General features: G+C 64.0%; 15 protein-coding genes and 1 tRNA gene. 9 read left to right on the top strand and 7 right to left on the bottom strand.

Features of this window, described 5'->3' with window-relative positions:
• Window positions 1-30 precede the first annotated feature (30 nt).
• From AC2T4A_RS15155 to AC2T4A_RS15145, 3 genes are all read left to right on the top strand, one after another.
• Window positions 31-987, top strand: coding sequence for a LysR family transcriptional regulator (locus tag AC2T4A_RS15155; RefSeq protein WP_486743631.1), 957 nt, complete (start codon window positions 31-33; stop codon window positions 985-987).
• Between the two features lie 62 nt (window positions 988-1,049).
• Window positions 1,050-1,499 carry a MarR family winged helix-turn-helix transcriptional regulator gene (locus tag AC2T4A_RS15150; protein ID WP_486743630.1) on the top strand — a complete coding sequence of 150 codons (450 nt, stop codon included), beginning with the start codon at window positions 1,050-1,052 and terminating at the stop codon, window positions 1,497-1,499.
• Between the two features lie 172 nt (window positions 1,500-1,671).
• Window positions 1,672-2,100 (top strand): organic hydroperoxide resistance protein, encoded by a 429-nt coding sequence (locus AC2T4A_RS15145; protein WP_138214829.1) that lies wholly within the window; start codon window positions 1,672-1,674, stop codon window positions 2,098-2,100.
• Between the two features lie 74 nt (window positions 2,101-2,174).
• Here the strand turns inward: AC2T4A_RS15145 and efp are convergent, their stop codons facing one another.
• Both efp and earP read right to left on the bottom strand, forming a co-directional pair.
• Entirely contained in the window at window positions 2,175-2,741 is a 567-nt protein-coding gene (gene efp, locus AC2T4A_RS15140; protein ID WP_017517001.1) for an elongation factor P, read from the bottom strand.
• Between the two features lie 42 nt (window positions 2,742-2,783).
• Entirely contained in the window at window positions 2,784-3,911 is a 1,128-nt protein-coding gene (gene earP, locus AC2T4A_RS15135; protein WP_478379594.1) for an elongation factor P maturation arginine rhamnosyltransferase EarP, read from the bottom strand.
• A 161-nt stretch (window positions 3,912-4,072) separates the two neighbouring features.
• Between earP and AC2T4A_RS15130 the strand changes: the two genes are divergently transcribed.
• Window positions 4,073-4,162: transfer RNA gene (locus AC2T4A_RS15130), tRNA-Ser, on the top strand.
• Between the two features lie 413 nt (window positions 4,163-4,575).
• Window positions 4,576-4,827 carry an outer membrane lipoprotei OprI gene (oprI, locus tag AC2T4A_RS15125; RefSeq protein ID WP_017517003.1) on the top strand — a complete coding sequence of 84 codons (252 nt, stop codon included), beginning with the start codon at window positions 4,576-4,578 and terminating at the stop codon, window positions 4,825-4,827.
• A gap of 141 nt (window positions 4,828-4,968) precedes the next feature.
• Here the strand turns inward: oprI and AC2T4A_RS15120 are convergent, their stop codons facing one another.
• From AC2T4A_RS15120 to AC2T4A_RS15110, 3 genes are all read right to left on the bottom strand, one after another.
• Window positions 4,969-5,952 (bottom strand): L,D-transpeptidase family protein, encoded by a 984-nt coding sequence (locus tag AC2T4A_RS15120; RefSeq protein ID WP_416748578.1) that lies wholly within the window; start codon window positions 5,950-5,952, stop codon window positions 4,969-4,971.
• Window positions 5,953-6,024: 72 nt separating this feature from the next.
• Window positions 6,025-6,303, bottom strand: coding sequence for a hypothetical protein (locus AC2T4A_RS15115; RefSeq protein WP_416748580.1), 279 nt, complete (start codon window positions 6,301-6,303; stop codon window positions 6,025-6,027).
• 87 nt (window positions 6,304-6,390) lie between these two features.
• Window positions 6,391-6,996, bottom strand: coding sequence for an arylesterase (locus AC2T4A_RS15110; RefSeq protein ID WP_478379593.1), 606 nt, complete (start codon window positions 6,994-6,996; stop codon window positions 6,391-6,393).
• A 10-nt stretch (window positions 6,997-7,006) separates the two neighbouring features.
• On the opposite strand from AC2T4A_RS15110, the gene AC2T4A_RS15105 reads away from it, so the two are divergent.
• Genes AC2T4A_RS15105 through greB form a run of 3 tightly spaced genes read left to right on the top strand, consistent with a single transcriptional unit; the run spans window position 7,007 to window position 10,744 of the window.
• Window positions 7,007-7,690, top strand: coding sequence for an ABC transporter ATP-binding protein (locus AC2T4A_RS15105; protein WP_416748584.1), 684 nt, complete (start codon window positions 7,007-7,009; stop codon window positions 7,688-7,690).
• A 13-nt stretch (window positions 7,691-7,703) separates the two neighbouring features.
• Window positions 7,704-10,205: an ABC transporter permease gene (locus AC2T4A_RS15100; RefSeq protein WP_478379592.1), complete on the top strand. Its 2,502-nt coding sequence runs from the start codon at window positions 7,704-7,706 to the stop codon at window positions 10,203-10,205.
• Between the two features lie 41 nt (window positions 10,206-10,246).
• A complete protein-coding gene (gene greB, locus AC2T4A_RS15095) occupies window positions 10,247-10,744 on the top strand; it encodes a transcription elongation factor GreB (RefSeq protein ID WP_236170820.1) in 498 nt (165 codons plus the stop codon).
• 94 nt (window positions 10,745-10,838) lie between these two features.
• Here the strand turns inward: greB and AC2T4A_RS15090 are convergent, their stop codons facing one another.
• Complete coding sequence (locus AC2T4A_RS15090) at window positions 10,839-11,159, bottom strand: hypothetical protein (protein ID WP_045211477.1); 321 nt, start codon at window positions 11,157-11,159, stop codon at window positions 10,839-10,841.
• A 181-nt stretch (window positions 11,160-11,340) separates the two neighbouring features.
• Here AC2T4A_RS15090 and thpR point away from each other — a divergent pair, with 181 nt between their 5' ends.
• Entirely contained in the window at window positions 11,341-11,862 is a 522-nt protein-coding gene (thpR, locus tag AC2T4A_RS15085; protein ID WP_478379591.1) for an RNA 2',3'-cyclic phosphodiesterase, read from the top strand.
• Here thpR and AC2T4A_RS15080 read toward each other — a convergent pair.
• On the bottom strand, window positions 11,845-12,747 hold the full coding sequence (locus AC2T4A_RS15080; RefSeq protein WP_478379590.1) for a LysR family transcriptional regulator: 903 nt from the start codon (window positions 12,745-12,747) through the stop codon (window positions 11,845-11,847). The genes thpR and AC2T4A_RS15080 overlap by 18 nt on opposite strands.
• Between the last annotated feature and the right edge of the window lie 59 nt (window positions 12,748-12,806).

Below are 12,806 nucleotides of genomic sequence, written 5' to 3'. Positions count from 1 at the left end.
AGCGCCCCCGCAGCGCAAGGAACAACCGCCATGAACCCTTCCAGCCTCGAAGACCAACTCGACCTTTACCTGGACGTGCTCGACAACGGCAGCTTCTCCGCTGCCGCCCGCCTGCGCCAGCTCACCCCCTCAGCCGTGGCGCGGCGCATGGATGCCCTGGAGCACGGGCTGGGCTCGACCCTGCTGGTCCGCAGCACCCACAACGTACGTGCCACGCCGGCAGGCCTGGCGTTCGCAGAACGGGCACGGCGGATCGTCAGCGAGCTGCGCCAGGCGCGAGCGGAAGCGGTATCGCTGAGCACCGCCCCGGAAGGCCTGATCCGCATCGACGCCCCGGTGCCCTTCGGCCGCCGCCACCTGGCGCCGGCACTGGCGGACTTTCTCACCGCCAATCCCGGCCTGGACGTGCAGCTTCGGCTGATCGACAGCTTCACCGACACCCGCGGGGAGAACCTCGGCCAGGTCGATCTGGTCCTGCGTATCGGCACCCTGCCCGACAGCCGCCTGGTCGCCACGCGACTGGCGCCCATGCGCCGGATCGTCTGCGCCAGCCCCGCCTACCTGCGGCAACACGGCAGGCCGGCTTCACCTCTGGAGCTGCCCGAACACATCGGCCTCGACTGGGAAGGCCTGGCGCCGCCGCTGGCCTGGCGCTTCCTCCTCGGCGGCAAGCTGCAACATCTGCGGCCGCGCCGATTGCGGATGACCGCCAACAATGCCGAAACCCTGGTGGAGGGCGCACTGCAGGGAATCGGACTGGCTCACCTGCCCACCTGGCTGTGCAGTGAATACCTGATCAGCGGCCAGCTGCGGCCATTGTTCTGCGAGAACGGCCTTCCTGAACCGGAGCCCGGCGTCATCCATGCATTGCGCCTGGAGCGCGGCACCCACCCGCGTAGCGAACGCTTGCTGGCCTTCCTGCTGAAGCGCTTCGGCTTTCCGCCGCCCTGGGATGCCGCCCTGGAAGAAGCGCTGTTCAAGAATTAACCGCCGCGCTAAATTAATGCGCAATCACCTCTTCGCTTCGAGTGCCCAGCCAGGAGCACGCCATGACCAAGCCAGACCCGACCTGCGAAGCCCTCAAGCTGGATAACCAGCTGTGCTTTGCCCTCTACTCCACCTCCCTGCAAATGACCAAGGTCTACAAGCCGCTGTTGCAGGAGCTGGGACTTACCTACCCGCAGTACATCGCCATGCTGGTGCTGTGGGAAGAAGACGGCATCACCGTGGGCGAGATCAGCTCACGCATGCTCACCGACCCTGGCTCTCTTACGCCCCTGCTCAAGCGCCTGGAGGCCGAGGGCCTGATCACCCGCACCCGCAGCCAGGCGGACGAACGCGTGGTGCAACTGCGCCTGACCGACAAGGGGCGAGAGCTGCGCCGACAGGCGGAGAGCATTCCGGCCTGCATCCTGGCCAGCAGCGGTCTAACGTTGGACAGTCTGAAGCGTCTCCAGGAGGAGCTCGTGGACCTGCGCGGGCACCTGCAAGGCCCGTAATCCGGCGCTTATGCCAAAGCTGCAGGTTCCTTAGTCAGAAATCTTCCAATAATTATCTTGCGCACTAAATTAAATAGAACTAAATTTCATCTCACGAACTGCTTAGCGCACAAAACATTAAGCAGCAAGGCATTCTCAACCAGACCTACCTGACAGCGAATCGGAGACCACCATGCAAACCATCAAAGCCCTCTACACCGCCACCGCTACCGCCACCGGAGGCCGTGACGGCCGTGCCGTTTCCTCGGACGGCATCCTCGACGTGAAACTGTCCACCCCGCGCGAACTGGGCGGTGCGGGCGGCGAAGCGACCAACCCGGAACAACTGTTCGCCGCCGGCTACTCGGCCTGCTTCATCGGCGCCATCAAGTTCGTCGCCAGCCAGAGCAAGAAGCAGATCCCCGCGGACGCCTCGATCACCGGCAAGGTCGGCATCGGCCAGATCCCCGGCGGTTTCGGCCTGGAAGTGGAACTGAACATCAACCTGCCGGGCCTGGACCAGGCCGAGGCCGAAGAGTTGGTCGCCAAGGCCCACCAGGTCTGCCCCTACTCCAACGCCACCCGCGGCAACATCGACGTGCGCCTGAACGTCAGCGTCTGATTCAGCTCGCACCCCTAGCCGCAGAAACGAAAAAGCCCGGCATCAGCCGGGCTTTTTTGTGTCTCGGATCAGGCTCAGGCCTTGACGCGGGACTTGTACTCGCCAGTGCGGGTATCGATTTCGATCGAGTCGCCGATTTCGCAGAAGGCGGAAACCTGGACTTCAGCACCGTTCTTCAGGCGAGCGGTCTTCATCACTTTACCGGAGGTGTCGCCACGGACAGCCGGCTCGGTGTAGACGATTTCGCGAACGATGGTGGTCGGCAGTTCAACGGAGATGACTTTCTCGTTGTAGAAGACGGCTTCGCAGACGTCGGTCATGCCGTCTTCGATGAAGGTCAGCACGCCTTCCAGATCGTCTTTCTCGATCTCGTACTGGTTGAACTCGGTGTCCATGAAGACATACAGCGGGTCCGCGAAGTAGGAGTAGGTTACTTCCTTGCGATCGAGGATGATCGGCTCCAGCTTGTCGTCGGCCTTGAACACGGTCTCGGTGCCGGCACCGGTCAGCAGGTTCTTCAGCTTCATCTTGACGACCGCGGAGTTACGGCCGGACTTGTTGAACTCGGCCTTCTGGATGACCCAGGGGGCGCCATTGATGTTGGCAACCTGGCCAGCGCGGAACTCTTGTGCGGTTTTCATACGATTATCCGATTGGATTGGAGACAAAAATCAGGGGCCATATCATAGCCAATTTGTATAAAAACGCACCAGCCCCGCGGCAAGATCGGTTTGTTCGCTCAGCCGCCGCTGCCAATTGCCAATCCACGCAGCCCACTCCGGCAGCCGGCTTTCCAGCTTTTGCCAGGCATCGCCGATATCACCCTGGCCATTCCAGGCCATCCAGAAGGACTGCAACTCCACCCGCAGCGCCTCATCCATCCCCTCGCCGAACAGGGCCAGGAAGGCTTCCAGCTTCTCCAGGTGGATGTCCTCATCCTGTTGATAGATGTGCCAGACGAATGGCCGCCCCGCCCATTGCGCCCGCACGAACGAATCCTCGCCACGCACCGCGTTGAAATCGCAACTCCACAGCAGCGGGTCGTAGTCTTCCTGGCGCACGAACGGCAGCACTTGCAGGCGCAGGGCATTCTTCTGGTACTGCTGCCCCACTCCCAGCGTCTGCCCCGCCCAGCGCTCGACATCGGCGAGCACCCTACCCTCCGGCACCAGCAACAAGGTGGCGACAGTGCCCACGGCCAAGGCATCCAGCCAGTCGCCCAATGCAGCATTCTCATAGGCGAACAGGGAAATGCACCGCTCCTGTGCACGCGGGTGTACACCGAGCTCCCCAAGGAAACGAAGGCTCGCAGAAGGATCGGCCTGGAAGGCATCGCGCCGGGCGATCAGGTCGCCCTCGCGCAGCAGCCCACCCGTGGCCGGAGTGAATCCGGGAAAATAGAAGTACTTCTGCAAGCCGCTGGGCTGCAAGGACGGCAAGCCGTGGCAGGACTCCACCCAGGACTCGGCGCTGAGGTATTCCAGGTTCAGCCACAGAGGCGGCGTCTGGCGCCGACTCATCGCCTCTATATAGGCAGCTGGCATCTCACAGGCGAAGGCCTCGATCACCACGTCCGCCGCCGCAGCGCTCTGCCAGGGCTTCGGCCACAGGCGAACTTCCACGCCCGCCTGCCACTGCGATGCGGCCCCACTATCAGCCGCTGGACAAATGCGAGCGAAGGCCGAGACGTCGTCGACCCACAGCCGTACCTGCTGCCGATGCTCGCCCGCCAGTTGGCGCGCCAGCCGCCAGGTGACGCCGATATCGCCATAGTTGTCGACTACGCTGCAGAAGATATCCCAGCTGGCCATGCGCTTCCCCGCGGATCAGAAGGCGCCAGTGTACCCGTGATCCTGGCCGCGCTCCTTAAGCCGATGAATCCCTTGGAAAAAATTTTCAAAAAAGATTTGCCAAGGAGAAAACCTTTGAGTAAAGTGCGCGCCTCGACAGACACAGCGCTGTCGAGAAATCTGGTGAGGTGTCCGAGCGGTTGAAGGAGCACGCCTGGAAAGTGTGTATACGAGAAATCGTATCGAGGGTTCGAATCCCTCCCTCACCGCCAGATTCATGAAAAAGCCCGGCTAAGCAATTAGCCGGGCTTTTTCGTTTTCCCCTTCACACTTTCTTCACCTGTTGCGGCCTAGTTGCAAGTTGTCAGTTGGACAAATGCACAACGGCGATTAAACAGTTGTTCGATCATTGTCGACAGTCATCTGACAGCTTGGTTCCGCCCACTGGAAACCAGCCTCAACCCGCGCCTGACACCTGTTGGAAACACTCCTTTGCCAGATTGGACAGTTTTTGCCCAAATCGGCCTCGGATAACTGCTAACAGCACCCGTAACATGAAAAAAAAGTGCCGTACTTGCGCTTGGTCAGTTTACTTACTACAAGTAATGGGTACTATGTAGTCCGGCTAATTTCCCAGTCATGGGAGATTGCTTTTAATGGAAATGTCCACCTTAAGGGGAACACGATGAACAACGTTCTGAAATTCTCTGCTCTGGCTCTGGCTGCTGTTCTGGCCACCGGTTGCAGCAGCCACTCGAAAGAAACCGAAGCACGTCTGACCGCTACTGAAGACGCCGCTGCTCGCGCTCAAGCCCGTGCCGATGAAGCCTATCGCAAGGCTGACGAAGCTCTGGCCGCCGCTCAGAAAGCCCAGCAGACCGCTGACGAGGCTAACGAGCGCGCCCTGCGTATGCTGGACAAAGCCAGCCGCAAGTAATAGATCTTCGGATCTGTTAGAAAACCGACCCTCCGGGGTCGGTTTTTTTATGTCCGCAGTTTTGTTGCCCGAGCCAGGCAGGCAACAAAAAGCCCGCTCGACCGGTGAGGGTCGGCGGGCTCTTTGATTGCACGCGGCGAGTTACTGCAGCGGCATGGCATCCTGGTCGACAGTTGCGGCAACCGAACCGCCCTGCTGCACTTGCTGCGGCTGGGCAATGGCAACTGGCAGGCCATCTTCGGCAGCCACCACTTCACGCACCACGTTCCAGTCCATCTGCATCTGACTGGCGATGTCTTCGCGCTTGAGCAGGGCGTTGATCACTGCAGTGTGTTTGTCGACCACCGACGGATCACCGTTGTCGTCGATCGGCGCATGGGCCTCGAGGTAGATCTTGCCTTCGCTGCGACCGAACTTGTACGGCTCGTTGATGATGCGCACCTTGGTGCCCACCGGGATCATCGAGAACAACTGGGTCACGTCCCAGTTGTACATACGGAAGCAACCGTGGCTGGTGCGGGTACCGATACCGAACTTCTTGTTCGAACCATGGATGAGATAACCGTGAAAGCCCAGGCTCATCTTGTAGGGACCCAGCGGGTTGTCCGGACCCGGCGGCACCACGGACGGCAGCGGGTCGCCATCGGCGGCGTGCTCGGCGCGGATCGACGCCGGCGGATACCAGGCCGGGTCCTTGGTCTTGGCGATCACGCTGGTGCTGCCCACCGGCGAACCCCAGCCTTCACGACCGATGCCCAGGGCGTAGGTGTAGACGACGTTCTTGTCCTTGGGGAAGTAGTAGAGGCGGTATTCGGCGAGGTTGATCACCACACCTTCACGCGGACCGGCCGGCAGGACGAAGCGGGTCGGAATGATGACCTCGGTGCCCACGCCCGGCAGCCAGGCATCAACACCTGGGTTGGCGGCGATCATCTCGGAATAGCCGAGGCCGTACTTCTCGCCGAGGTCGGCGAAAGTGTCTTCGTACTTGGCCTTGATCACCTGGACCTGGCCGACGATATCGTCACCCGGCGCCGGCAGCGGCAATTCAATGGCGGAAACGGGGCCGGCCGAGAGCAGCGCGGCGAGGGACAGCGAGCAGGCGGCAATGACGCGCGACAACATCCGAGGATCCTTGACGTGGGCAATGAGCAAAGATGATCAGTTTACCACCGCAAGCCCCGTCAACGGGAGATATCAGACGAGCCAGGAACTGCGCGCGCCGCGCTTTTCCTCTTCCAGTTGTTTCAGGCAGGCCGCGCAGATGCGCCGATCGCGCAGCAATGGCTTCTCCACCCCGCGCCACAAGGGCTGCGCCGGCAACAGGCTGCCGCAAAGCGTACGGTCGGCCGAGGTTCCCAGCTCCAGTTGGCGCGCAACAAGATGCACCCGGATCTCGCGGCAGGCGAACAGATCCAGCTGCTCATCGGGCTCGATCAACTGGTAGGCGAAGAGGGTCCAGGCGGGGCGCGACATAGGGGGTTCCAGAAGGGTGCGCAAACATAGCCGAAAGGCCGGGCGCGGGGAAGCCTCGATTCCGTGGTTTATCCGTGCCGCTATTCATCAAAGCAGAGGTTTGAGCGTCGGCCACACGTTGTCGAGCAGTTTAGGCTGCGCCGCCACCGCCGGATGGATGCCGTCGGCCTGCATCATGTCCTGCACGCCCCCTACCCCTTCGAGGAAGAACGGCACCAGGGCAATCTTCTGCTCGCTCGCCACGCTGTCGAAGACTTTGGCGAACGCATCGGTATAGCGCTGCCCGTAGTTGGGCGGCAGGCGCATGCCGAGGAGCATTACCTTGGCACCCGACTTCTGCGACTGCTGAACCATCGCATTAAGATTCTGTTGCAATTGCGCCGGCGCCATTCCACGCAGGCCGTCATTGCCGCCCAACTCGATCACCACCAGCTTCGGCTTCTGCTCCGAAAGCAGCGCCGGCAGCCGCGCGAGGCCTCCCGCCGTGGTGTCGCCGGAGATCGACGCATTCACCACCTGGTAGTCGAAACCCTGCTCCTTCAGCCGCTTGTCCAGCAGGCTGACCCACCCCAGGCTGGTATCCAGCCCCAAACCGGCGCTGATACTATCGCCGACGACCAACAGCGTCTGCGCCGCGGCCTGCTGCGTGATCAGAAGCAACGCCAGGCAGCCGCCCATTAGCCATGCACGCATCGGATTCTCCATGAGCGAACGCATTCTCACCGCGCGGAACCTTAGCAAGGTTGTTTCCAGCGCGGAAGGCAAGCTGACCATCCTCCACGATCTCTCCCTCGACCTCGCCCGCGGCGACAGCCTCGCCATTGTCGGCAGTTCCGGCTCGGGCAAATCCACCCTCCTCGGCCTGCTCGCCGGGCTCGACCTGCCGAGCGGCGGCGAGATCGTCCTGCTCGGGCACACGCTCGGCAGCCTCGATGAAGACCAGCGTGCACGGGTACGCGCGGCGCACGTCGGCTTCGTCTTCCAGTCCTTCCAGTTGCTCGACAGTCTCAATGCGCTGGAGAACGTCATGCTGCCGCTGGAACTGGATGGCCGCAAAGACGCCGAGCAGCGCGCCCGCGAACTGCTCGAACGGGTTGGCCTCGGCCAGCGCCTGAGCCACTACCCGCGCCAGCTCTCCGGTGGCGAACAGCAGCGGGTCGCCATCGCCCGCGCCTTCGCGGCCGAGCCGGACGTCCTGTTCGCCGACGAACCCACCGGCAACCTCGATACCCACACCGGAGAGCGCATCAGCGACCTGCTCTTCGAGCTGAACCGCGAGCGCGGCACCACCCTGGTCCTGGTGACCCACGACGAACGCCTCGCCCACCGCTGCCAGCGCCATATCCGCCTGGAAAGCGGCCACCTGATCGACCACGTCGAACCCTGACGGACGAGAGCCGATGAAGCCACTCTCGCTGCCCAACCTGTTCCGCCTGTCCCTGCGCCAACTGTGGCGCGAGGGCCGCAGCGGCGAGCTGCGCGTGCTGTTCTTCGCCCTGCTGGTGGCGGTGGCAGCCAGCTCCGCGATCGGCTACTTCAGCGCTCGCCTGAACGGCGCCATGCTGGTCCGCGCTGCCGAATTCCTCGGTGCGGACCTGGTACTCACCGGCACCCAGCCGGCCCAACAGCAGCAGATCGACAGCGGCCTCAAGCTCGGCCTGAAGCACGCGCAGAGCGTCGAGTTCTCCAGCGTGGTAGCCACCGACAACGGCATCCAGCTAAGCAGCGTCAAGGCCGTTGGCGACAGCTATCCCTTGCGCGGCGAACTGAAAAGCGCGCCAGCGCCCTTGCAACCGGAAGTCGAGGGCGGCCGTCCGGCGACGGGCGAAATCTGGGTCGAATCGCGCCTGCTGGCCAGCCTCGACCTGAAGATCGGCGACAGCGTCGACATCGGTCGCAAGTCCCTGCGCATCGCCCGCGTACTGACCTATGAACCGGACCGCGCCGGTGACTTCTACAGCCTTACCCCGCGCGTGATGATGAGCCTGCAGGACCTCGCCGCTACCGGCGTGGTGCAGCCCGGCAGCCGGGTACGCTATCGCGACCTCTGGGGCGGCGCGCACGATGCGCTGCAAACTTACCGGCAAGCTACCCAGGGCAACCTTGCCGCCAACCAGGAACTGCAGGACGCCCACCATGGCAACCGCCAGATCGGCGATGCCCTGGGCCGCGCCGAGCGCTACCTGAACCTCGCCAGCCTTGCTGCCGTGCTGCTCGCCGGCGTGGCGGTGGCGCTCTCGGCGAACCGCTTCGCCACCCGCCGCTTCGACGCCAGCGCGCTGCTGCGCTGCCTCGGCCTGTCGCGTCGCGAAGCCCTGTTGTTGTATGGCAGCCAACTGTTCGTCCTGGGCCTGGTCGCCAGTATGTGTGGCGCCTTCCTCGGTTGGCTCGCGCAGCTCGGCCTGATGCATTTACTGGGCAACTTGCTGCCGCCGGAAATCCCCGACGCTGGCATCGTGCCCGCGCTTGCCGGCATGGCCACCGGACTGGTCGCCCTCGCCGGCTTCGCCCTGCCGCCACTCGCCGCGCTCGGGCGTGTACCGCCTCTGCGGGTGTTGCGCAGCGACCTGCTGCCAGTGCCGATGCGCACCTGGGCCGCCTATGGCTGCGCCCTGCTCGCCCTCGGCCTGATCATGTGGCGGCTGAGCCTGGACCTGAAACTCACCCTCGCCCTGCTAGGCGGCGGCGCCATCGCTGCGGTAATCCTCGGCTTCATCCTGCTGCTCGCCCTGCGCGGCCTGCGCAGGGCGCTGCAAGGCGCCAGCCTGCCCTGGCGACTGGGCCTCGGCCAACTACTGCGCTACCCGCTGGCCGCCGCCGGACAGAGCCTCGCCTTCGGCTTGATCCTGCTGGCCATGGCGCTCATCGCCCTGCTGCGCGGCGAGCTGCTGGACACCTGGCACTCCCAGCTGCCGCCCGACGCACCGAACCACTTCGCGCTGAATATCCTCCCCGCCGAGAAAGATGGCTTCGAGCAGCGGGTAAAGGCGCTGTCGCCCAATGCCGAAGACCTCTACCCGATGGTCCCCGGCCGCCTGGTGGCGGTGAACGGCAAGCCGGTTCATGCCATGAACGAGGACATCCGCAGCGAGCGAGCACTGCAACGCGACCTGGGCCTGACCTGGTCCGCGCGCCTGCCTGCGGGAAACCAGATAGTCGCGGGCGACTGGTGGAAGACTGGGGAAAAGAGCGATCTACCGGGCGTGTCGGTGGAAGAAAAGCTCGCTGGCAACCTCGGCCTGAAGGTTGGCGACCACCTCAGCTTCACCGTCGCCGGGCAGACCCGCGAAGCGCAGATCCGCAGCCTGCGCTCGGTGAAATGGGACAACTTCCAGCCCAACTTCTTCATGGTCTTCGAGCCGGGCACCCTGACCGACCTGCCGGTGACCTACCTGACCAGCTTCTATCTGCCCATCAGCCAGGAGCGCCAACTGATCGAACTGGCACGCGCCTATCCCACCGTCACCCTGCTTCCCGTTGACGCGCTGCTCGCGCAACTGCGCAGCATCCTCGACCAGGTGACCCTGGCCGTGGAGTACGTGCTGGTATTCGTCCTCGCCGCCGGCTTCGTGGTGCTGTTCGCCGGCCTGCAGGCCACCCTCGATGAACGCCTGCGCCAAGGCGCGCTGCTGCGTGCCCTGGGCGCTGAACGCAGCCTGCTGATGCGCACGCGGCGCAGCGAGTTTGCCCTGCTCGGCGCCGTCAGCGGCCTGCTCGCGGCGCTGGGCTGCGAGCTGATCAGCTACCTGCTCTACCGGCTGGTGTTCGACCTGCCGTGGAGCCCGCATCCCTGGTTGCTGGTACTACCGGTGCTGGGGGCCCTACTGGTGGGCGGCGCCGGCTTGCTGGGCACCCGCCGTGCGCTCAACGTGAGCCCACTGCGCCTGCTGCGCGAGAGCTGATCGGGTAGACTGGCCCGATCACCCTCGCCGCACTGGAAGCCATGAGCCGTTATCGTCCGCCCCGCCCCGCTGGTACCCCGCTGATCACTCCCGAAGGCGAAGCGCGCCTGCGCGCCGAACTGCATGAACTGTGGAACGTGCGCCGGCCCCAGGTGACCCAGTCGGTCAGCGAGGCTGCCGCGCAAGGTGATCGCTCCGAGAACGCCGAGTACACCTACGGCAAGAAGATGCTGCGGGAGATCGACAGCCGCGTGCGCTTCCTGCGCAAGCGCCTGGAAAACTGCAAGGTGGTCAGCGAGCGCCCGGCCGATCCGAACAAGGTCTACTTCGGCGCCTGGGTCACCCTGGAAGACGAGGACGGTGAACAGGCCCGCTACCGCATCGTCGGCCCGGACGAACTGGACCTGCGCAACAACCACATCAGCATCGACTCGCCACTGGCCCGCGCGCTGGTGGGCAAAGAGCTGGACGCCGAGGTGATGGTACGCAGCCCGTCAGGCGAGAAGCTCTGGTTCGTGGTGGAAATCGAGTACCCCTGAGCACATATCGGTGTAGGAGCGAGCTTGCTCGCGAACCCGCCCAACTCCGGAGCTGTCGGTGAATCCGTTCGCGAGCAAGCTCGCTCCTACAACGTCAAAGCGGCTGCGGACGCCGGGTAATCAGGCCTTGCCGAGCAACACGGGTCAGCTCGTGGATGGCCGACTCCAACTGCTCGGCCACTGGCGACTGGACCACGGCAAAATCGAAGCTGTCAGAAGGGAAACGCGCGAGATCGGCAAAGGTTTCGGCGAACTGGATCAGGAAGGTACGCGAGCCGTTCCAGCGCTTGGGCCAGCCATCGAGGTAACGGACGAGAGTGGGCTGGTGATTACCGCCCAGGAGAATCTTCGGGTTGCGGCGAACCAGGCCGGTGGTGATCGGGGCCAGGCGCACATGCGGGTTGGGACAGGTCATGGTGTCACGTCTCCGCCTCAGGGGTCCTGCTGGACGCGGCGAGAGGCACACCGAACCAGCGCTTTAGCGGTATTTCGATGTCAGCCATCGCTGCATCCGCGCCCCGCAAGTTGCTACTTAAATCGGCGCTGTGCGGCATCCTAGAGAAGCCCCGGCAAAGCTGTCAAGGAGACTTCAGTCGATGACCACCCCACCCCTGCGGCTGTTCTTCGCCCTGCCCTGCCCGCCGGAACTGGCGGTGCGGATCTGCGCCTGGCGCGACGGCATGCACCTCGACGGCCAGCCCGTTGCCCAGGCCAACCTGCACCTGACACTCGCCTTCCTCGGCTCAGTGCCCCGCGGCCGCAAGGCGGAACTCCGAGCCATCGGCGAACGCTTGCCGCGCCAGGGTTTCAACCTGGAACTGGACCACATTGCGCGCTGGTCCAACGGCATCCTTCACCTCGCGCCCAGCGAAGTGCCGACCGCGCTGCACGAGCTGGTCCATGCGCTGCGCGAGGAATTGAAGGCAGGAGGATTCGAGGTCGAACACCGCCCCTTCCACCCTCACATCACCCTCGCACGCCACGCGCACCACACGCCGGCGGCCACGGCGTCATTCCGCTTGCCAGCGCAGGCCGTGACGCTGTTCAGCTCGGAAAACAGCCCCACCGGCGTGCGTTATCGCGCCATCGGCGAGTGGCCGCTAGAGCGCTGCTGCTGAACGCACCGCCCATTCCTCGGCGTAATCGAGGAAACGACGCAGGCCGGCGGTGGGGTACTTGTCGATATGCAGCGCACGGAAGAACGTGCGCCGCAACGGCCCTAGCGGGTTGTCCAGGCGCACCAGCTCGCCGCGCACCAGCTCTGCCTGCACTACGCGCTGCGACAGGCAGCCGATGCCGAATCCGCTGCCGACGAGTTGCTTGATCGCTTCGGCGTTGCTCACCTCCAGCGGCGCGTTAACGCTGCCCAGGCGCGGCAACACCTGCTGCTCGAATGTCACTCGGGTACCCGAACCTGCCTCGCGCAGCACCCAGCGCGCCGCCGCCAGGTCCTGCAGGCTGATGCGCTCAGCCAGCGCCAGGGGATGATCCGGCGCCACTACCAGCAACAGTTCATCGTCCATCCAGGGTGTGAGCTGGATCTGCGGATGCTGGATCGGTGCCTCGATGAAGGCCACATCCAGCCTGAATTCGGCCAATGCCTCGATCACCCCGCCACTGTTGGCGACCTGCAGCTCCAGGCGGCTTTCAGGCAATGTGTGGAGAAAGCCGGACATCACCTGCGGCAGCAGGTAGCCGCCGATGCTGCGGCTGGCACCCAGGCTCAACTGCACCGGCGCCGACTCGAACAGGCTCTCCAGCTCTGCGCTCTGCGCCAGCAATGCGCTGGCCTTGGGGTAGAAGGCACGGCCGTTGTCGTTGAGCGCCAGGCGCTTGCCACTGCGGTCGAACAGGCGCGTGCCGAGCGTACGCTCCAGCTCCTGCAACGCCTGGCTGGCAGCGGACTGCGACAGCGCTATGCGTGATGCGGCCTGGGTCACGTTGCCCAGTTCGGCGATGGCGGTGAAGGTCGCCAATTGGCGAAGGGTGATGCGCGGCCCCATATCGATAAAACCGGTCAACCTAATAAGAACAATCCGTTTTTACACTAAGTGGAGTGGCG

This window comes from Pseudomonas sp. PVC-3-1 (assembly GCF_057444315.1).
The sequence above is the reverse complement of the archived record's forward strand: the minus strand, read 5'-3'. Positions and strand labels throughout refer to the sequence as shown.